Here is a 19,009-nt window from a genome sequence, read left to right as displayed (position 1 = left end):
CGCGACCTCCTCAACCGGCGGGCGGGGTCAGAGGTTCTTCTGGATCTCGTCCCACTTGCGCTCGACGTCGTCGAGACCGCCGCACATGAAGAACGCCTGCTCGGCCACGTGGTCGTACTCGCCGTCGGCGATCTTGTTGAAGGCCTCGATGGTGTCCTTGACGGGCACGGTCGAACCCTCGATGCCGGTGAACTGCTTGGCCACGTAGGTGTTCTGGGAGAGGAACCGCTGGATCCGGCGGGCCCGGCTGACGATGATCTTGTCCTCCTCGGACAGCTCGTCGACGCCGAGGATCGCGATGATGTCCTGCAGCTCCTTGTTGCGCTGCAGGATCTGCTTGATGCGGATCGCGCAGTCGTAGTGCTCCTGCCCGATGTACTGGGCGTCGAGGATCCGCGAGGTCGAGGTCAGCGGGTCCACCGCGGGGTAGATGCCCAGCGAGGCGATCTCGCGGGAGAGCTCCGTGGTGGCGTCGAGGTGGGCGAACGTGGTGGCCGGCGCCGGGTCGGTGTAGTCGTCGGCGGGCACGTAGATCGCCTGCATCGAGGTGATCGAGTGACCACGCGTCGAGGTGATCCGCTCCTGCAGCACGCCCATCTCGTCGGCCAGGTTGGGCTGGTAGCCCACCGCGGACGGCATCCGGCCCAGCAGCGTGGAGACCTCCGAGCCGGCCTGGGTGAACCGGAAGATGTTGTCGATGAAGAGCAGCACGTCCTGGTTCTGCACGTCGCGGAAGTACTCCGCCATCGTCAGCGCCGAGAGCGCCACGCGCAGCCGGGTGCCCGGCGGCTCGTCCATCTGGCCGAAGACCAGGGCGGTCTGACCGATGACGCCGGCCTCCTCCATCTCCACGATCAGGTCGTTGCCCTCGCGGGTGCGCTCACCGACGCCGGCGAACACCGACACACCACCGTGGTCCTTGGCGACGCGGGCGATCATCTCCTGGATCAGCACCGTCTTGCCGACGCCGGCGCCGCCGAACAGGCCGATCTTGCCGCCCTGCACGTACGGGGTCAGCAGGTCGATGACCTTGATGCCGGTCTCGAACATCTGTGTCTTCGACTCCAGCTGGTCGAAGGCCGGAGCCTTGCGGTGGATGCCCCACCGCTCCTTGACCTCGAGCTCCTCGCCGTCCTCGAGGTTGAGGCACTCGCCGAGCATGTTGAACACCCGGCCCAGCGTGGCGTCGCCGACCGGCACCGAGATCGGGCCGCCGGTGTCCCTGACCTGCGCACCGCGCACGAGGCCGTCGGTGGGCTGCAGCGAGATCGCGCGGACCATGCCGTCGCCGATGTGCTGGGCCACCTCGAGGGAGAGGATGCGGGTGTCCTCGCCCAGGGTCAGCTCGGTCTCGAGCTTGTTGTAGATGTCGGGCATCGCGTCGACGGGGAACTCCACGTCGACGACCGGGCCGATGACCCGGGCGATGCGACCGACGCCCGTGGCGCCGGTCTCGGCCGTCTTCTCTGCTGTTGCGGTCACAGCTCGCTCCCTGCGTTGGCGTCGGCCAGCGCGTTGACGCCACCGACGATCTCGGAAATCTCTTGGGTGATGCCCGCCTGGCGGGCCTGGTTCGCGATCCGGGTGAACTTCTTGATCAGCTCGTCGGCGTTGTCGGTGGCCGACTTCATCGCCTTCTGCCGAGCGGCCAGCTCGGAGGCCGAGGCCTGCAGCAGCGCGAAGAAGATGCGGCTCTCGACGTAGCGCGGCAGCAGCGCGTCGAGCACGGCCTCGGCGGACGGCTCGAACTCGTACAGCGGCAGCACCTCGTCGGCCGAGGGCTTCTCCTCGCCCTCCACGACCTCCAGCGGCAGCAGCCGGACGGCCTGCGGCTCCTGGACCAGCATCGACTTGAACTGGGTGAAGACCAGGTGGACCTCCTGCACGCCGAGGACGCCGTCCTCGCCGGGCCGGCCGTCCTCGTCGTCGATGCCGTGGACGAACGCCTGGATCAGCGCCTGGCCCACCTGCTTGGCGTCGTCGTAGGACGGCTGGTCGGAGAAGCCCGTCCAGGAGTCGGCGACGTCGCGGTTGCGGAACTTGTAGTAGGCCTCGCCCTTGCGCCCGGTGATGTAGGTGACGACCTCCTTGCCCTCCCCGCGCAGCCGCTCGTTGAGGCGCTCGGCCTCCTTGAGCACGCTGGAGGAGTAGGCCCCGGCCAGGCCGCGGTCGCTGGTCACCACCAGCACCGCCGCCCGGCGCGGGTTCTCCGGCTCGGTGGTCAGCGGGTGCTTGACGTTGGTGTAGGTGGCCACCGCCGAGACCGCGCGCGTCAGCTCGCGGGCGTAGGGCGCGGCCTGCCGGGCCCGCGCCTGCGCCTTGACGATGCGGGAGGCGGCGATGAGCTCCATGGCGCGCGTGATCTTCTTCATCGACTCCGTCGACTTGATCCGCGCGCGGTACTCGCGCAGCGAGACTGCCACTACCGCTCCCCTCCTCTCCTGGCCTGCTTGGTCATCGGGTCAGTCCCGCTTCTGCTTGACGATCTGCTCCTGCTCGAGCTCGTCGTCGGCGGTGGGCTCGGCCTGCGGGTCGGTGCCGGCCTTGATCGAGCCGCCGTCGGAGGTCTCGAACTGGTCCAGGAAGGAGTCGTAGGCCTCCTTGAGGCCATCCTCGTCCTCGAACTTCTGGCTCTCGCGGATGCTGGACAGGATCCCCTCGTGGCTGCGCTTGAGGTAGTCCAGGAACTCCTGCTCGAAGCGGAGCACGTCGTCGGTGGGCACCTTGTCCAGGCTGCCGCTGGTGCCCAGCCACAGCGAGACGGTCATCTCCGGCAGCGGGTACGGCGAGTACGCCGGCTGCTTGAGCAGCGCCATCAGGCGCTGACCGCGGTCGAGCTGCTGGCGCGAGGCGGCGTCGAGGTCGGAGGCGAACATCGCGAACGCCTCCATCGCGCGGAACTGCGCCAGGTCGACCTTCAGCGAGCCGGTGACGGCCTTCATCGCCTTGGTCATCGCCGCGCCGCCGACGCGCGAGACCGAGACGCCGACGTCGATGGCCGGACGCTGGTTGGCCGCGAACAGGTCGGACTGGAGGAAGATCTGGCCGTCGGTGATGGAGATGACGTTGGTCGGGATGTAGGCCGAGACGTCGTTGGCCTTGGTCTCGATGATCGGCAGGCCGGTCATCGAGCCGTGACCCATGTCGTCCGACAGCTTCGCGCAGCGCTCGAGCAGCCGGCTGTGCAGGTAGAAGACGTCGCCGGGGTAGGCCTCGCGGCCCGGCGGGCGGCGCAGCAGCAGCGACACCGCGCGGTAGGCCTCGGCCTGCTTGGTCAGGTCGTCGAAGACGATCAGGACGTGCTTGCCGTCGTACATCCAGTGCTGGCCGATGGCCGAGCCGGTGTAGGGCGCGAGGTACTTGAAGCCCGCGGAGTCCGAGGCGGGGGCGGCGACGATGGTGGTGTACTCCAGCGCGCCGGCGTCCTCCAGGGCGCCGCGCACCGAGGCGATGGTCGAGCCCTTCTGACCGATGGCGACGTAGATGCAGCGCACCTGCTTGTCGGGGTCGCCGGACTCCCAGTTCTGCTTCTGGTTGATGATCGTGTCGATGCAGATGGTGGTCTTGCCGGTCGCGCGGTCGCCGATCACCAGCTGGCGCTGACCGCGCCCGATGGGGGTCATCGAGTCGATCGCCTTGATGCCGGTGGCCAGCGGCTCGTGCACCGACTTGCGCTGCACCACCGTCGGCGCCTGCAGCTCCAGCGCGCGCCGGGCCTCGGACTCGATGTCGCCCAGGCCGTCGATCGGGGTGCCCAGCGGGTCCACGACGCGGCCCATGAAGCCGTCGCCGACCGGCACCGAGAGCACCTCGCCGGTGCGGCGCACCGACTGCCCCTCCTCGATGCCCTCGAAGTCACCGAGGATGACCACGCCGATCTCGCGGGTGTCGAGGTTCAGCGCCAGGCCGAGGGTGCCGTCCTCGAACTCCAGCAGCTCGTTGGCCATGGCCGAGGGCAGGCCGGACACGCGGGCGATGCCGTCACCGGCCTCGGCGACGGTGCCCACCTCCTCCTTGCTGGCCGCGGCGGGCTTGTAGTCGTCGACGTACTTCGCGAGCGCGTCGCGGATCTCGTCGGGGCGGATCGAGAGCTCGGTCATCGTGGTCTCCCTGGTCGGGTGTTTCTCGAAAGTCTGATGGGGGTGTGCTCAGCCGGCGATCTTGCGGCGGGCCTCGTCGAGGCGGGTGACGACGGTGCCGTCGATGACGTCGTCGGCGATCTCCACGCGCAGCCCCCCGACGAGCTCGGGCTCGACGACGACGTGCAGCTGGACGGTGGTGGCGTAGGCCTTGCCGAGCGCAGTGGTGAGCCGCTCGACGTCGGCGCGACGCAGCTCGCGCGCGGTGCGCACCACCGCGACGACCTCGTCCTGGGCCGCGGCCGCGATGCGCTGGTAGTCGGCGAGCACGCCGTCGACGTTGCCCTGGCCCGAGGCCGCGGTGAGCACCGCCTGGCGCACCAGGGTCTGCGTGGCCGGCAGCGTCCGGGCCTCGATCAGGCCGGTGAGTAGGCCGCTGCGGTCGGCCGCGGTGCGGGCGGGGTCGGTGAGCGCGGAGTACAGGTCGCGCTCGGTCTCGACCAGCCGGCCCACCGAGAACAGCTCGTCGCCGACCTTCGGCCCGTCGGCCTTGCCCGCCGAGCGGACCGTGGCCACGACGGCCAGCCGCTCGAGGGCGTCGGCAAGGTCGCGGGGGCTGGTCCAGCGCCGCGTGACGGCGTCGGTGATCAGCCCCAGCGCCTTGTCGCCGATCTTGCCGGTGAGGACCGCGGTGACGATGCCGGCGCGGGCGTCGGCGTCGACGGAGGGGTCGGTCACCGCGCGCCGCAGTCCGGCCTCGGAGCGCAACAGCACGGCGAGGCCGAACAGCTCCTCACCGAGCGTGGCGGAGTCGGCCAGGGTGGAGGTGCCGAGCTGGTCGCTCAGCGCCTCCAGCGCCTCGGCCGAGGCTCCACGCAGTTGGTTGATCACTTGGCCGCGGCCTCCGAGGTCTCGATCGTGTCCAGGTCGGCCAGGAAGCGGTCGACCACGCGCGCGCTGCGCTCGTCGTCCTCGAGCGACTCGCCCACGATGCGACCGGCCAGGGTGGTGGCCAGCGTGCCGACCTCGGCGCGCAGCGAGGCGACCGCCTGCTGGCGCTCGGCCTGCACCTGGGCGTGACCGTTCTCCACGATCCGCGCGGCCTCGGACTGCGCCTGCTCGCGCATCTCGGCGATGATCTGGGCACCCTGCTCGCGGGCGTCCTCGCGGATCCGCGCCGCCTCGTGACGAGCGTCGGCGATCTGCGCGCGGAACTCCTCCTCGGCCTGGTTGGCCTTGGACTTGGCCTCCTCGGCGTCGGCGAACTCCTTGCGGATCGCCTCCTGACGCGCCGTCATCGCCTTGTTGATCGGCGGGATGACGTAGCGCGCGAGGAGGTAGAACAGCAGGACGAACGCGAGCAGCTCGACGAAGAACGTCGCGTTCGGGACGAGGAAGTTCTGCTTCTCCGCCAGGGGGATGACCATCGCTGTAGTCCTTTGCTGGTGCAGCTAGGGGCGCGGGTTCCGGGCTCAGGCCAGGACGAAGACGAACAGCGCCATGAAGGCCAGGTTGATGAAGAACACCGCTTCACACAGACCGACCGTCAAGAAGAAGATCGTCTGCAGCCGGCCCTGGGCCTCGGGCTGCCGGGCGACGCCCTGGATGTAGGACGAACCGGCCAGACCGTCACCGATACCGGCACCGATCGCACCGCCGGCGAGGGCCAGACCGCCGCCGACGAAGGCGCCGGCCAGCTCGATCGATCCGTTCACTGCCATTGCTGTTCTCCTTGGTTGCGCGTCGCGGACGACGCAGTCGGGATTACCTCTGGTGCGAGCGGCCCTCAGGCCGCCGCTGGCTGGGGGGTGTGCTCGTGCTGCTCCTCGTGCTCGTCGTGCTCCTCGCCGTGGCCCGCGGCCATGGAGAAGTACAAGACGGTCAGCAGCGCGAAGATGAACGCCTGGATGCCGCCGATGGCCATGTCGAAGGCCTTCCACAGCAGGTTGGGCGCCCACAGGATGTAGAGCGGGATCAAGCCGATCAGCGAGAGCATGATGCCGCCGGCGAAGATGTTGCCGAAGAGCCGCAGCGCCAGCGTGACCGGCTTGATGAGCTCCTCGAGGATGTTCAGCGGCGCCAGCAGCGGGCCGTTGGCGAAGAAGTGGCCGAGGTAGCCGCCCAGGCCCTGCTGGCGGATGCCGTAGGCCCAGACGCTGATCATCGTGACCAACGCGAGCGCGTAGGTCAGGTTGGTGTCGGCGGTCGGGGCCGGCGTGAGGTGCAGCGAGTGGTTGATCTCGGTGGGCAGCAGCTCGAGCCAGTTGCAGAACAGGATGAAGAAGAACAGCGAGACCGCCAGCGGCGCGACGTAGGGGTGCACCCGCCCGAGGTTCTCCTCGACCTGCTTGTTCACCTGGTCGACGATCGTCTCCCAGAACAGCTGCAGCTTGGTGGGGACGTGGTCCTCGGGGTTCTTGGTCAGCGCGCGACGGGCCAAGAAGCCCAGCAGCAGCACGAGGCCGCCGGCGATGGCGGTGCTCCAGATCGTGTCGATGTTGAACGTCAGGCCGAACAGGTGCCTCTCGACGTGGTTGCCGATCTCGATCTCGGCCTTCAGGGGCGCAAGAGCGACGCTCATGACTTCAGCTCCTTCAGCAGCGACACGCTGGTCATCATCAGCGCGATCAGACGGAAGATGGCCAGGCCCAGCAGCAGACCGATGCCGTCGGGCCAGAACACCACGGCCACGGTGACAGCGACCACCGACAGGACCAGCAGCCGGACCAGGGTGGCGCCGATCATCTCGTTGCGGCTGATCTCGCGGCCCGAGGTGATGGTGCGCAGCAGCCACAGCTCGGTGGCGAGGTGGTTGACCAGGCCGAGGACGACGCCGCCGGCCACGCAGCCGGCCAGGCCCCAGCGGCCGAGCTGGCCGAAGACCCAGAACGAGGCCACGACGAACGCGGCGCCCACGTAGAGCGTCTTGCGCTGGTCGCGCAGCACGCGCCAGATGCTGGCCCGCTCACCGGGATGCGCGACACCGCGGTCGGCGGGGGTGGTGGTGGCCGGGGTCGGGGTGGTCGGCTGGCTCATCGCGAGCCTCCCCCGCACTCGGCCGCGCGGTCCTCGACCACGCGGTGCTCGACCACGCGGTGCTCAGCCACGTAGGGCGCCGCGCGCCTTGACGACGAAGCCGACGACGGCAGCGACGATGCCGAGGAAGATGCCCAGGATCGTGAAGAGCGGGTCCGTCCCGGCCGCGCTGTCGACGAGGTAGCCGACGACCAGGCCGGCGACGACGGCGCCGACGAGCATGCCGCCCAGCCCGATGAGGTCGCGTCCGCGCAGGCCGGCGCTCCCGGGGCCCCCGGGATCGGGCTTCGGGTCGTCATCGGCCATTCACCCTGGCTGCAATCCTTGGTCGGGGAGTCAACGTCACGAACAGCGACGTGGTGGTCGTCGCACCGCGCCCCAGAAGGGCTCCACCACGAGAGAGACCGGTTCTGCCATCGGAACTCAGCACCGGACGCGGCGAAACTACCACAGCCCGATGTGGCCGATCCCAGCCGGCCCGGACCGCACCGGAGCCCCGCTGAGCGGGCTTCGCAAGGTGCGGTCGTCATGGCGGCGGCCGTTCTGTCGGGGGGTCGTCGTCGACACCTCGGAGGGTGCTTGTGAAAACTAGCACAAAGTCTGGGCGGGCTGAAATCGGGGTTCGACGGCTGCCGTCATCCACCGGTGCACCGGTGTTTTGCGGCACAGGAGTCAGACCAGCTCGCCGGGCCGATGCACCCGCGGCAGCACGAACGTCGCGGCCAAGGTGGCGACGAGCCAGACCGCGATGGCCGCCCAGGTCACCGGCTGGGAGTAGTACAGGCAGGCGAAGACGGTGCCGAAGGCGATCAGCGCCGCCCACAGCCACATGATGAGGACGGCTCGCCGCTGGGAGTGACCGAACTCCAGCAGCCGGTGGTGCAGGTGCTTCTTGTCGGGTTGGTAGAACATCTTGCCCGCGCGGGTGCGGCGCACCACCGCCAGCACCAGGTCCAAGAACGGCACCAGCAGGATCGAGACCGGCAGCAGCAGCGGCAGGAACATCGGCAGCGTGCTGGCCGGGGAGCCGAGGTCGACGGTGGCGAACTGGCCGGTCAGCGTCACCGCGGACCCCGCCAGCACCAGGCCCAGCAGCATCGAGCCGGAGTCGCCCATGAAGATCCGCGCCGGGGAGAAGTTGTGGGGCAAGAAGCCCATGCACGCCCCGCCGAGCACGGCGCTGAGCAGCGCGGCGGTGATCGCCAGCGTCTCCCCGTTCACGTCGGCGAGCTTGTAGGAGAACGCGAAGAACGCCACCGCCCCGATCGCGATGACGCCGCCGGCCAGCCCGTCGAGACCGTCGACGAAGTTCACGGCGTTCACGGTGGCCACCACCAGCACGATGGTCAGCAGCAGCCCCTGGGTCGGGTCGAGCACGAACTGGCCGCCCGGCACGCGGAAGGACAGCAGCTGCACCCCGTTGAGCACCAAGAACGCCGCGGCCACGATCTGGCCGCCCAGCTTGGTCAGGGCGTCGAGCTCGATCAGGTCGTCGAGCACCCCGACGGCGCAGATGATCGTGCCCCCGATGAGCACCGTCCGCGCGTCGTGGAAGATCGTCGGGCTCGCGGTCGAGAGGAACGGCAGCTGGTGGGCCAGCAGGTAGCCCGCCCACAGCCCGCCGAGCATCGCGACGCCGCCGAAGTACGGGATCGGGATGGCGTGGACGTCGCGGTCGCGCACCTGCGCCACCGCACCGGAGTGCATCGCCAGCTCCCGGGCGACGACGCACAGCAGATAGCTGACCGTGCCCGCCACCAAGAAGACCAGGAGGTACTCACGCACCCGGCCGATCCTCCTCCTCGGGGAGGATGTCGACCGCGACGTCCTCGTCGGTGTCCCCGGTCTCGTCCGTCTCGCCAGTCTCGTCCGTCTCGCCGGTCTCGTCCGTCTCGNGTGTCCCCGGTGTCCCCGGTGTCCCCGGTGTCCCCGGTGTCGTCGGTGTCCCCGGTGTCACCGACGTCGTCCGGCTCCTCGTCACCCTCCAACGGGTGCCCGACACCGGCCAGGAACTCCCGCAGCCGGGCCTGGTCGATCGCGCCCTCGCGCAGCAGCCGGGGCCGCTCGCCGGTGCAGTCGAGGATCGTCGAGGGCTGCTCGCCGGGCGTACGTCCGGCGTCGAGCACCGCGGTGACCTCGTCGCCCAGCATCCCCACCGCCTCGTCGGCGTCGAGCGCGGCGGCGCGGCCGGTGAGGTTGGCCGAGCTGACCGCCAACGGGCCGGTGCGCTGGATCAGGTCGAGGGCGACGTCGTGGTCGGGCATCCGCACCGCCACCGTGCCGCGGGTGTCGCCGAGGTCCCATTCCAGCGACGCCTGCTGCGTGCACACCACGGTGAGCGGCCCGGGCCAGAACTCATCCACCAGGAAGCGGGCGTACTCGGGCACCTCGCTGGCCAGCGCGTCGAGGGTGGTCTGGGTGGAGACCAGCACCGGCGGTGGCATGTCGCGGCCGCGGCCCTTGGCGTTGAGCAGCCGCTGCACCGCGTCGGGCTCGAAGGCGTCGCAGCCGAGGCCGTAGACGGTGTCGGTGGGCAAGATGATCAGTTCGCCCTGACGGACGGCCATCGCCGCGGCCTCCAGGCCGTCCTCGCGGGCGTCCTCGTCGCTGGTGTCGAACCGGGCCGGTCGCTCCGGTCGTTCCGGCAGGTCCGACAGGTCCGGCTGCTCCTCGGTCACGGGGCTCATCGTGCCAGCCGCGCGGTCACGAAGCGGTCACGCCCGGACAGGTCGGTGTGGTCGCGGACGTCGACCCAGCTCCCGGAGCGCGCGAACACCGCCGGCGCGCTCTCGCCCTGGACATCGGCGTGCTCGGCGCCCACCACTCCCCCGGGTCGCAGCAGCCGGGCCGCCGTCCGCTCCAGGGCGCGCATGGCGTCGAGGCCGTCGTCGCCGGACCACAGAGCCGTGGCGGGATCGTGGTCGCGGACCTCGCGCGCCACCGACTCCCACGCCTCCAGCGGGATGTAGGGCGGGTTGCTGACCACGACGTCGACCGTGCCGTCCAGCTCGGGCAGCGCGTCGGCGAGGTCGCCGCGATGCAGCTCGACTCCGCTGCCGGCCAGGTTGCGCTCGGCCCAGGCGTGCGCGTCGGGGTCGACCTCGACCGCGTGCACCGCGGCCTCCGCCACCTCCGTGGCGACGCTCAGCGCGATCGCGCCCGACCCGGTGCCGAGATCGACGACGACGGGCCGGACCGGGTCGGCCCCGGCCAGCCGGGCCGCCATCGCCTCGCGGGCGGACTCGACCGCCCAGCCGGCCAGCAGCTCGGTCTCGGGACGGGGGACGAAGACGCCGGGACCCACGGCCAGCTCGACGTAGCGGAAGCCGGCGACGCCGGTCAGGTGCTGGAGCGGCTCGCGGGCAGCCCGCCGCTCGACGAGCGCCTCGAAACGGCTCGCGCTGTCGGCGTCGATCCGGTCCGCCAGCGCCAGGCGGCCGCGCGTCGTGCCCAGCGCGTGGGCGAGCAGCTCGGCGGCATCGTGGTCCGGGCTCGCGACGCCGGCCTCGCGCAACCGGTTGGCGGCCGCGAGGAGCAGCGACCGCGCCTCAGTCACCGACCGCAGCCAGCCTGGCCTCGAGGTCGGCCTCGACGCTGCTGCGCACCACGGGGTCGAGGTCGCCGCCGAGCACGTGGTCGAGGTTGTAGGCCTTGAAGCCGGTGCGGTGGTCGGAGATCCGGTTCTCGGGGAAGTTGTAGGTGCGGATCCGCTCGGAGCGGTCCACCGTGCGCACCTGCGAGCGACGGGCGTCGGAGGCCTCCGCCGCCGCCTCCTCCTCCGCCGCCGCCAGCAGTCGTGCGCGCAGGATGCGCATCGCCTGCTCGCGGTTCTGCAGCTGGGACTTCTCGTTCTGGCAGCTCGCCACGATGCCGGTGGGCAGGTGCGTGATCCGGACCGCGGAGTCGGTGGTGTTGACGCTCTGTCCGCCCGGGCCGCTGGAGCGGTAGACGTCGATGCGGATGTCCTTCTCCTCGATCTGCACGTCGACCTGCTCGGCCTCGGGCATCACCAGCACGCCGGCGGCACTGGTGTGCACCCGGCCCTGGCTCTCGGTCACCGGCACCCGCTGCACACGGTGCACGCCGCCCTCGAACTTCAGCAGCGCGTACGGCGCCTCACCCGGGTCCGGCGTGCCCTTCGCCTTCACCGCGACGGTGACCGACTTGTAGCCGCCCAGGTCCGACTCGGTGGCGTCGAGCACCTCGGTCCTCCAGCCGTGCTGCTCGGCGTAGCGGGAGTACATCCGGAACAGGTCGCCGGCGAACAGGGCCGACTCCTCGCCGCCCTCGCCGGACTTGATCTCGAGGATCGCGTCCTTGGCGTCGTTGGGGTCGCGCGGCGCCAGCAGCTCGCGCAACCGCTCCGCGGTGGTGTCGCGCCGCTGGTGCAGCTGGTCGGCCTCGGCGGCGAACGTCTCGTCCTCGTGCGCCAGCTCCCGAGCAGCCTCCTCGTCCTCACCGAGCTGGCGCCACTCCGCGTGCGTGCGCAGCACCGCGCTCAGCTCGGCGTAGCGCTGGTTGAGCCGCTTGGACAGCGACGGGTCGGAGTGCACCGCGGGGTCGGCCAGACGCGGCTCGAGCGCGGCGTGCTCCTCGCGGAGCGCCTCGACGGCCTCGAACATCTGGCGGACCCTCCTGACGGTGTGCGGCACCAAAACCGCGCACTTGCGAAGACTTTCGCACCTGCTGTGACAGATGTGGCGCCACAACGGCGCAAGTGCGGAGTTTTGGCGATCAGACAAAGCGACGACGCCGGCCCCACCATGGTGGTGACCGGCGTCGTCGAAGCGCTACTTCTTGTCCTGCTTGGCCTTGGCGTACCGGGCCTCGAACCGGGCCACGCGGCCGCCGGTGTCCAGGATCTTCTGCTTGCCCGTGTAGAACGGGTGGCAGTTCGAGCAGACGTCGGCGTTGATGGTGCCGGCCTCCGACGTGCTCCGCGTCTGGAACGTGTTGCCACAGGTGCAGCGCACCGTGGTCAGCGTGTAGCTGGGGTGGATGTCCTTCTTCATGGGTGTCCTCTCAGGCGTACGGCCGCCGGGTCGCCCTGGGATCAGGACGTGAACCGGAGCCAGCGAAAGATGGTATCCGCGCCGGACCTGCTACGCGAAACCGACGATGTAACGCCGGGTGCGGGGTGGTTGTTCCGTGCCGAGCCGGGGGGCCCGGCGCCCGTTCACCATGGTGGCATGGTGAACGGCCACTCCCCACGACGTAGGACCTGTGGGAAGTGGCACTTCACCGTGGGAAGCGGGTGAGTCCTACTCCTCGACGCCGGTGGGCGTCGGGGTGGTCTTCTCCACCTGGCGCAGGAACTCGTAGTTGTTGTGGGTCTTGCGCAGCCGGCCCAGCAGGAGCTCGAGGGCCTGCTGCGAGTCGAGGCTGGAGAGCACCCGACGCAGCTTCCAGACGATCCCGAGCTCCTCGGGGCCCATCAGCAGCTCCTCGCGGCGGGTGCCGGACTGCACGGCGTCGATGGCCGGGAAGATCCGCTTGTCGGCCAGCTCGCGGCGCAGGCGCAGCTCCATGTTGCCGGTGCCCTTGAACTCCTCGAAGATCACCTCGTCCATCTTTGAACCGGACTCGACCAGCGCGGTCGCGAGGATCGTCAGCGAGCCGCCGCCCTCGATGTTGCGGGCGGCGCCGAAGAACTTCTTGGGCGGGTAGAGCGCAGCGGAGTCCACGCCGCCGGAGAGGATCCGGCCCGACGCCGGCGCGGCCAGGTTGTAGGCGCGTCCGAGCCGGGTGATGCCGTCGAGCAGGACGACCACGTCGTGGCCCAGCTCGACCAGTCGCTTGGCGCGCTCGATGGCCAGCTCGGCGACGACGGTGTGGTCGGTGGCCGGCCGGTCGAAGGTCGAGGAGATCACCTCGCCGGTCACGGAGCGCTCGAAGTCGGTGACCTCCTCGGGGCGCTCGTCGACCAGCACCACCATCAGGTGGCACTCGGGGTTGTTCGCCGCGATCGCCGAGGCCACCGCCTGCAGCACCATGGTCTTGCCCGACTTGGCCGGGGAGACGATCAGGCCGCGCTGACCCTTGCCGATCGGGGCCGCGATGTCGATGACCCGGCCGATCAGGTTCTCCGGCGTCGTCTCCATCCGCAGCCGCTCGCTGGGGTAGAGCGGGGTGAGCGCGCTGAACTCGACGCGGTCGCGCGAGGCCTCCGGGTCGCCGCCGTTGACGCTGTCGATCTTGACCAGCGGGTTGAACTTCTCCTTGCGCTCGCCCTCGCGGGGCTGGCGTACCTGGCCCGTGATCGCGTCCCCGCGGCGCAGGCCGAGCTTGCGGACCATCGAGAGCGAGACGTAGACGTCGTCGGGACCGGGCAGGTAGCCCGTCGTACGCACGAAGGCGTAGTTGTCCAAGACGTCGAGGATGCCGGCGCAGGGCGAGAGCACGTCGTCCTCGAGGATCGAGGTGTCGGGCTCGCGGTTGCGGCTGTTGCCGCCGCCTCCGCCATTCCCGCCACCACTACCGCCGCTGCTGCCGCCGCCGGTGTTCGGCTGGGTGCCCTGCCGCTCACCGCGGTCGCGGCCCCGGCGACGCCGGTTGCGGCGGCTGCCGCCCTCCTCCTCGGCGGGCTGCCCGTTCTGCTGGCCGTTCTGCTGGCCGCGGTCCTTGGGCTGCTGGTCGCGGTCCTTCTGCTGCGGAGCGCGGTCGTCGACCTTCTGACCGCCGCCGTCGGGCGTCTTGTCGGGCGCCTTCTCGGGCGCTGTCGCGGCCGACGTCTCGGGGCCGGCATGCGGAGCCTCCGGCGCGCGGTCGCGGCTGCGCTGCGGGGCNGCCGGTCACCGTTCTGCCGGTCACCGTTCTGCCGGTCACCGGAGGAGCTAGAAGAAGAGCTGCCGGAGGAGCCACCGGATTGGGCGGCGCGGATCGCGCCGAGGAGGTCGGCCTTCTTCAGGCCGGCGGTCTTCACGCCCAGCCCGGCGGCGATCTGGCGCAGCTCGGGCATGAGCTTGCCGGACAGGCCCTTGCCGTCCGACGTCGTGGCGCTGGTGTCGTTGGGAGTCATTGGTTGGGGTTCCTTCCCCCTGGGCTCGGCCGCGGCGCAGGAGCCTGCGGCACTCGGGTGGTGCTTCCCGGGCCGCGACGTGCGTCGCTCGGCGGCCGGGAGAGATGCGCTGCTCGGGGCACCGCACGCACGTGGCGGCGGTCGGCCTTCCGGCGAGACGCGCCAGTCAGGCTAGCACCGTCAGATCAGCGCCGCCCCGGGGCCGCCGATCACCGGGGTGTGCACCTGCCAGCCGGCCGGCACCCGGGCTGCCAGCGACGACGCCCGGTCGTGCGAGGTGAGGGCGAGCACCGTCGGCCCGGCTCCCGAGACGACGGCGGCGACCCCGTCGGCCCGCAGCTCGTCGACCAGGGCCAGCGACTCCGGCATCGCCGGGCGCCGGTACTCCTGGTGCAGCCGGTCCTCGGTGGCCTCCAGCAGCAGCTCGGGGTGGGCGGTCAGCGCCGCCACCAGCAGCGCGGCGCGTCCGGCGTTCGCGGCGGCGTCGCGGTGGGCGACGGTCTCGGGGAGCAGGTCGCGCGCGGCCTTGGTCGACAAGGCGTGCGGCGGCACGAAGAGCACCCCGGCCACCCGGGGGTCGACGTCGAGCCGCGCGACGGTGTCGCCGGCCGCCACCGTGAAGCCGCCCAGCATCGCCGGGGCCACGTTGTCGGGATGCCCCTCCAGCTCGACGGCCAGCGCGAGGGCCCCGTCGTCGTCGAGCCTCTCGGCTCCGCCCTCGACCAGCGCCCGGGCCAGCAGGACACCGGCGACGATGGCGGCCGACGACGAGCCGAGCCCGCGCGCGTGCGGGACCACGTTGCGACAGTGCAGCCGCACCCCGGGCGCCTCGACGCCGAGCAGCGCGAAGGTCCGGTCCATGACGACGTGCACCAGGTGCTCGTGGGTGAGCGGGACGTCGCCGGCACCCTCGCCCTCGACGTGGATCTGCAACGGGCCGTCGTAGGCGATCGCGGTGACGGTGTCGCGCAGGTCCAGCGCCAGCCCGAGGCTGTCGAAGCCCGGGCCGAGGTTCGCGCTGGTGGCCGGGACGGTGACGGTGGCGCTCATGCGGCGTTCATTCAAGGCCCGCGGCGCGGGCGGCGGCCTCCACGTCGACGTCGACCACGGTGTCGACGATGTCGGTGAAGGTGGCGAGCGCGGTGTCGACGTCCTTGAGCCCGTGACCGGTGACCGTGACGACGACGGTGCGGCCTCGCAGGTCAGCGCCCTCCTCGCGCTCGAGCAGCAGACCCGCCACGCCGGCCGCCGAGGCCGGCTCCACGAACACGCCGTCGCGCGAGGCGAGCGAGCGCTGGGCGGCGAGGATCTGGTCGTCGGTGACCTTACGGAACGTCCCGCCCGACTCCTCGGCCGCCCTCACCGCGAGCGTCCAGGACGCCGGGTTGCCGATCCGGATGGCCGAGGCCAGCGTCTCGGGGTTCTTCACCGGCGCGCCGTCGACCAGGGGCGCGGCTCCCCACGCCTGCCAGCCGCGCATCACCGGCGCCTTCGTGGCCGAGCCGTCGGCCAGCGCCTCGGTGTAGCCGAGCCAGTACGCCGAGATGTTGCCCGCGTTGCCGGTCGGCAGCACGTGCACGTCGGGAGCGTCGCCGAGGAAGTCGACCACCTCGAACGAGGCGGTCTTCTGACCCTGCAGCCGCATCGGGTTCACCGAGTTCACCAGCGCCACCGGGTAGTGCTCGGCCAGGCCGCGCGAGATGGTGAGGCAGTCGTCGAAGTTGCCGCGCACCATGATCACCTGCGCGCCGTGGATGAGCGCCTGGGCGAGCTTACCGGTGGCGATCTTGCCCTGGGGCACCAGCACCAGCGGCTTGACCCTCGCCCGCGCGGCGTAGGCGGCCATCGAGGCCGAGGTGTTGCCCGTCGAGGCGCACACCACCGCCTCCGCGCCCTGCCCCACCGCGACGCTGAGCGCGACCGTCATGCCGCGGTCCTTGAAGGAGCCGGTGGGGTTGTCGCCCTCGACCTTGAGCCACACGTCCGCGCCCAGCAGCTCGGAGAGCCAGCCGCTCTCGACCAGCGGCGTGCCGCCCTCGCGCAGCGTCACCGTCGGCGTGCCGTCGGGGATGTCGAGCCGGCCGCGGAACTCCTCGATGACGCCGCGCCACTGGTGGGTCGTCCCGATCGCCTGCTGCGTGACTCCCTGGGTCATTCGGCTGCTCCCTCCACCCGCATGACCGAGGAGACCTCGCGCACGTAGGCCATCGCGCGCAGCTCCTCGACAACCGCGCCGAGGTCGGCGTCGGAGGCGGTGTGGGAGACGACGACCAGCTGCGCGTCGTCGCCGCGACCCTCCTGGCGGACGGTCTGAATGGACACGCCGTGCTCGGAGAACGCCTGCGCGACCGCGGCCAGCACGCCGGCCTTGTCGTCGACGTCGAGCTGGAGGTGGTAGCGGGTCTGGGTCTGACCCATCGTGAGCACCGGCAGGTCGGCGTACGAGGACTCCCCGGCCCCGCGGACGTCGGCGAGCCGGTTGCGGGCGGCGGTGACGAGGTCGCCCAGCACGGCGCTGGCCGTGGGCGCCCCGCCGGCACCGGGGCCGTAGAACATCAGCTGACCGGCGGCCTGGCTCTCCACGAAGACCGCGTTGTAGGCCTCGCGGACGTTGGCCAGCGGGTGCGAGCGCGGGATCATCGCCGGGTGCACGCGGGCGGCGACGCTGGGCCCGTCGGGGCCCTCGATCAGCTCGCAGATGGCCAGCAGCTTCACCACCGAGTCCATCTCGCGGGCCGAGGCGACGTCGCTCGCGGTGACCTCCGCGATGCCCTCGCGGTGCACGTCGAGCGCCGCCACGCGGGTGTGGAAGGCCAGGCTGGCGAGGATCGCGGCCTTCGCGGCGGCGTCGAAGCCTTCGACGTCGGCGGTCGGGTCGGCCTCCGCGTAGCCGAGCTGCTGGGCCTCGTCGAGCGCCTCGGAGAAGCCGCTGCCGAGGGTGTCCATGCGGTCGAGGATGAAGTTGGTGGTGCCGTTGACGATGCCGAGCACGCGGGTGACGCGGTCGCCGGCCAGCGACTCGCGCAGCGGCCGCAGGATCGGGATGGCGCCGGCCACCGCGGCCTCGTAGAACAGGTCGCGATCGGCGGCCGCGGCCGCGGCGTAGAGCGTCGGCCCGTCCTCGGCCAGCAGCGCCTTGTTGGCGGTGACGACCGACGCACCGTGCTCCAGCGCCGCGAGGATCAGCCCGCGCGCGGGCTCGATGCCGCCGATGACCTCGACCACCAGGTCCACGTCGTCGCGGGTGACCAGGCCGAGCGCGTCGGTGGTGAGCAGCTCCTCGGGCACCTCGACGTCGCGGCGCAGCCCGAGCCGGCGCACGGCCACCCCGGCCAGCTCCACGGGCGCGCCGACGCGGGCGGCCAGGTCGTCGGCCTGGTCGCGGATGAGGCGCACCACCTGGCTGCCGACGACGCCGCAGCCGAGCAGGGCCACACGCACGGGACGGTCCATAACGCCGTTCATTGTTCCATCCCTCAGCCGACGTCGAGGGCCAGCAGGTCGTCCTCGGTCTCGCGACGCACCACGACGCGGGCCACCCCGTCGCGCACCGCGATCACCGGCGGCCGCAGCGCGTGGTTGTAGTTGCTCGCCATCGAGCGGCAGTAGGCCCCGGTCGCGGGCACGGCGAGCAGGTCGCCGGGACGCACGTCGGCGGGCAGGAACTCGTCCTTGACCACCACGTCACCGGCCTCGCAGTGCTTGCCCACCACGCGGGCGAGCACCGGCGGCGCGTCGCTGGTCCGGTTGGCCAGCGTGCAGGAGTAGTCGGCGTCGTAGAGGGCGGTGCGGATGTTGTCGCTCATCCCGCCGTCGACCGAGACGTAGGTGCGCACCGCTCCCCCGTCGAGAGTCACCGGCTTGACCGTGCCCACGGTGTAGACGGTGCACATCGCGGGGCCGACGATCGCGCGCCCGGGCTCGATGGAGAGCCGCGGCACGGCGATGCCGCGGCTGCGGCACTCGTCGCCGACGATCTTGGTCATCTCGGTGGCCAGCTGCGCGGGGTCCGACGGGTCGTCCTGGGTGGTGTAGGCGATGCCGAAGCCACCGCCGAGGTCCATCTCCGGCGGCTCGACGCCGAGCTCGGCGACGATGCGGGCCTGCAGCGCCAGCACCCGGCGGGCCGCCACCTCGAAGCCGGCCGCGTCGAAGATCTGGCTGCCGATGTGGGAGTGCAGGCCCCGCAGCTCCAGCCCGGGGGTGGCCAGCACCCGGCGGACCGCCTCGAAGGCGTCGCCGCTGGTGATCGAGAGGCCGAACTTCTGGTCCTCGTGCGCGGTGGCGATGTACTCGTGGGTGTGGGCCTCGACGCCCGCCGTGACCCGCACCAGCACCGCCACGGGCCGCTCCAGCGACGCCGCCGCCTCGCCGAGCCGCTCGATCTCGGTCAGCGAGTCGACGATCACCCGCCCGACGCCGGCGTCGACGGCGCGACGCAGCTCGGGCAGCGACTTATTGTTGCCGTGGTAGCCGATCCGGGCGGGGTCGAAGCCCGCGCGCAGCGCCACGGCGAGCTCGCCGGGGCTGCAGACATCGAGGTGCAGGCCCTCCTCGGCCACCCACCGCGCGACGGCGGTGCACAAGAAGGCCTTGCCGGCGTAGTAGACGTCGAAGTCGGCGAACGCCTCCGCGAAGGCACGCGCCCGCTGCCGGAAGTCGGCCTCGTCGAGCACGTAGGCCGGCGTGTTGTGCTCGGCCACCAGGTCGGCCACCGGCATCTCGCCGACGACGAGGTCGCCGCCGTCCTTGTGCGCGGTGGCCGACCACAGCTGCGACACCAGCGCGTTGGGGTCGCCGGGCTCGCGCAGCCAGGCCGGTCCGCGCAGGGCACCGGAGGCGTGCGCCCAGCCCGCTTCGTGGGTGGTGCTCATCG

At 71.3% G+C, this 19,009-nt stretch carries 18 protein-coding genes and 1 pseudogene; all 19 read right to left on the bottom strand.

Annotated elements, in window-relative coordinates; genetic code table 11:
- Positions 1-27: 27 nt before the first annotated feature.
- Positions 28-1,482, bottom strand: a complete 1,455-nt coding sequence (atpD, locus tag D9V37_RS03705; protein WP_121804716.1) for a F0F1 ATP synthase subunit beta — start codon at positions 1,480-1,482, stop codon at positions 28-30.
- Positions 1,479-2,423 carry a F0F1 ATP synthase subunit gamma gene (locus D9V37_RS03700; RefSeq protein WP_121804715.1) on the bottom strand — a complete coding sequence of 315 codons (945 nt, stop codon included), beginning with the start codon at positions 2,421-2,423 and terminating at the stop codon, positions 1,479-1,481. Before D9V37_RS03700 ends, atpD begins: the two co-directional genes overlap by 4 nt.
- 39 nt (positions 2,424-2,462) lie before the next feature.
- Positions 2,463-4,100: a F0F1 ATP synthase subunit alpha gene (atpA, locus tag D9V37_RS03695; RefSeq protein ID WP_121804714.1), complete on the bottom strand. Its 1,638-nt coding sequence runs from the start codon at positions 4,098-4,100 to the stop codon at positions 2,463-2,465.
- Positions 4,101-4,148: 48 nt separating this feature from the next.
- The gene (locus D9V37_RS03690) at positions 4,149-4,970 is read right to left on the bottom strand and encodes a F0F1 ATP synthase subunit delta (protein WP_121804713.1); all 822 of its coding nucleotides are present in this window, start codon (positions 4,968-4,970) and stop codon (positions 4,149-4,151) included.
- The gene (locus D9V37_RS03685; protein WP_121804712.1) at positions 4,967-5,506 is read right to left on the bottom strand and encodes a F0F1 ATP synthase subunit B; all 540 of its coding nucleotides are present in this window, start codon (positions 5,504-5,506) and stop codon (positions 4,967-4,969) included. The genes D9V37_RS03690 and D9V37_RS03685 overlap by 4 nt, the downstream gene beginning before the upstream one ends.
- Positions 5,507-5,551: 45 nt before the next feature.
- Entirely contained in the window at positions 5,552-5,800 is a 249-nt protein-coding gene (locus D9V37_RS03680) for a F0F1 ATP synthase subunit C (protein WP_121804711.1), read from the bottom strand.
- 65 nt (positions 5,801-5,865) lie between these two features.
- Positions 5,866-6,660: a F0F1 ATP synthase subunit A gene (atpB, locus tag D9V37_RS03675; RefSeq protein ID WP_121804710.1), complete on the bottom strand. Its 795-nt coding sequence runs from the start codon at positions 6,658-6,660 to the stop codon at positions 5,866-5,868.
- A complete protein-coding gene (locus D9V37_RS03670; protein WP_121804709.1) occupies positions 6,657-7,115 on the bottom strand; it encodes a hypothetical protein in 459 nt (152 codons plus the stop codon). Before D9V37_RS03670 ends, atpB begins: the two co-directional genes overlap by 4 nt.
- Positions 7,116-7,178: 63 nt before the next feature.
- Complete coding sequence (locus D9V37_RS03665) at positions 7,179-7,421, bottom strand: AtpZ/AtpI family protein (protein ID WP_121804708.1); 243 nt, start codon at positions 7,419-7,421, stop codon at positions 7,179-7,181.
- 366 nt (positions 7,422-7,787) lie between these two features.
- Positions 7,788-8,900 carry an MraY family glycosyltransferase gene (locus D9V37_RS03660; protein WP_121804707.1) on the bottom strand — a complete coding sequence of 371 codons (1,113 nt, stop codon included), beginning with the start codon at positions 8,898-8,900 and terminating at the stop codon, positions 7,788-7,790.
- 284 nt (positions 8,901-9,184) lie between these two features.
- Positions 9,185-9,682 (bottom strand): annotated as a pseudogene (locus D9V37_RS03650) (L-threonylcarbamoyladenylate synthase); the annotation flags it as partial.
- Between the two features lie 116 nt (positions 9,683-9,798).
- On the bottom strand, positions 9,799-10,671 hold the full coding sequence (gene prmC, locus D9V37_RS03645) for a peptide chain release factor N(5)-glutamine methyltransferase (protein ID WP_121804705.1): 873 nt from the start codon (positions 10,669-10,671) through the stop codon (positions 9,799-9,801).
- Positions 10,664-11,737 (bottom strand): peptide chain release factor 1, encoded by a 1,074-nt coding sequence (prfA, locus tag D9V37_RS03640; protein ID WP_121804704.1) that lies wholly within the window; start codon positions 11,735-11,737, stop codon positions 10,664-10,666. The genes prmC and prfA overlap by 8 nt, the downstream gene beginning before the upstream one ends.
- 168 nt (positions 11,738-11,905) lie before the next feature.
- Complete coding sequence (gene rpmE / locus D9V37_RS03635) at positions 11,906-12,127, bottom strand: 50S ribosomal protein L31 (protein ID WP_121804703.1); 222 nt, start codon at positions 12,125-12,127, stop codon at positions 11,906-11,908.
- Between the two features lie 249 nt (positions 12,128-12,376).
- Positions 12,377-13,516: a transcription termination factor Rho gene (rho, locus tag D9V37_RS20615; protein ID WP_232524716.1), complete on the bottom strand. Its 1,140-nt coding sequence runs from the start codon at positions 13,514-13,516 to the stop codon at positions 12,377-12,379.
- A gap of 797 nt (positions 13,517-14,313) precedes the next feature.
- Positions 14,314-15,183 (bottom strand): homoserine kinase, encoded by an 870-nt coding sequence (gene thrB, locus D9V37_RS03625; RefSeq protein WP_121804702.1) that lies wholly within the window; start codon positions 15,181-15,183, stop codon positions 14,314-14,316.
- Positions 15,184-15,190: 7 nt separating this feature from the next.
- Entirely contained in the window at positions 15,191-16,288 is a 1,098-nt protein-coding gene (gene thrC / locus D9V37_RS03620; protein WP_121804701.1) for a threonine synthase, read from the bottom strand.
- A complete protein-coding gene (locus tag D9V37_RS03615) occupies positions 16,285-17,586 on the bottom strand; it encodes a homoserine dehydrogenase (RefSeq protein ID WP_232524715.1) in 1,302 nt (433 codons plus the stop codon). Before D9V37_RS03615 ends, thrC begins: the two co-directional genes overlap by 4 nt.
- Positions 17,587-17,609: 23 nt before the next feature.
- Positions 17,610-19,007, bottom strand: coding sequence for a diaminopimelate decarboxylase (gene lysA, locus D9V37_RS03610; protein WP_121804699.1), 1,398 nt, complete (start codon positions 19,005-19,007; stop codon positions 17,610-17,612).
- Positions 19,008-19,009: the final 2 nt, after the last annotated feature.

It is taken from the genome of Nocardioides mangrovicus (assembly GCF_003674065.1).
Classification (GTDB): domain Bacteria; phylum Actinomycetota; class Actinomycetes; order Propionibacteriales; family Nocardioidaceae; genus Marmoricola; species Marmoricola mangrovicus.
Note: the sequence above shows the minus strand (reverse complement) of the source record. Positions and strands in the feature narration are given on the sequence as shown.

Excerpts from the sequence above, each read along its gene's own strand:
- atpA (WP_121804714.1), bottom strand. The coding sequence starts at position 4,100 with ATGACCGAGCTCTCGATCCGCCCCGACGAGATCCGCGACGCGCTCGCG.
- D9V37_RS03685 (WP_121804712.1), bottom strand. The coding sequence starts at position 5,506 with ATGGTCATCCCCCTGGCGGAGAAGCAGAACTTCCTCGTCCCGAACGCG.
- D9V37_RS03680 (WP_121804711.1), bottom strand. The coding sequence starts at position 5,800 with ATGGCAGTGAACGGATCGATCGAGCTGGCCGGCGCCTTCGTCGGCGGC.
- atpB (WP_121804710.1), bottom strand. The coding sequence starts at position 6,660 with ATGAGCGTCGCTCTTGCGCCCCTGAAGGCCGAGATCGAGATCGGCAAC.
- D9V37_RS03670 (WP_121804709.1), bottom strand. The coding sequence starts at position 7,115 with ATGAGCCAGCCGACCACCCCGACCCCGGCCACCACCACCCCCGCCGAC.
- D9V37_RS03665 (WP_121804708.1), bottom strand. The coding sequence starts at position 7,421 with ATGGCCGATGACGACCCGAAGCCCGATCCCGGGGGCCCCGGGAGCGCC.
- prfA (WP_121804704.1), bottom strand. The coding sequence starts at position 11,737 with ATGTTCGAGGCCGTCGAGGCGCTCCGCGAGGAGCACGCCGCGCTCGAG.
- rpmE (WP_121804703.1), bottom strand. The coding sequence starts at position 12,127 with ATGAAGAAGGACATCCACCCCAGCTACACGCTGACCACGGTGCGCTGC.
- thrB (WP_121804702.1), bottom strand. The coding sequence starts at position 15,183 with ATGAGCGCCACCGTCACCGTCCCGGCCACCAGCGCGAACCTCGGCCCG.
- thrC (WP_121804701.1), bottom strand. The coding sequence starts at position 16,288 with ATGACCCAGGGAGTCACGCAGCAGGCGATCGGGACGACCCACCAGTGG.
- D9V37_RS03615 (WP_232524715.1), bottom strand. The coding sequence starts at position 17,586 with ATGGACCGTCCCGTGCGTGTGGCCCTGCTCGGCTGCGGCGTCGTCGGC.
- lysA (WP_121804699.1), bottom strand. The coding sequence starts at position 19,007 with ATGAGCACCACCCACGAAGCGGGCTGGGCGCACGCCTCCGGTGCCCTG.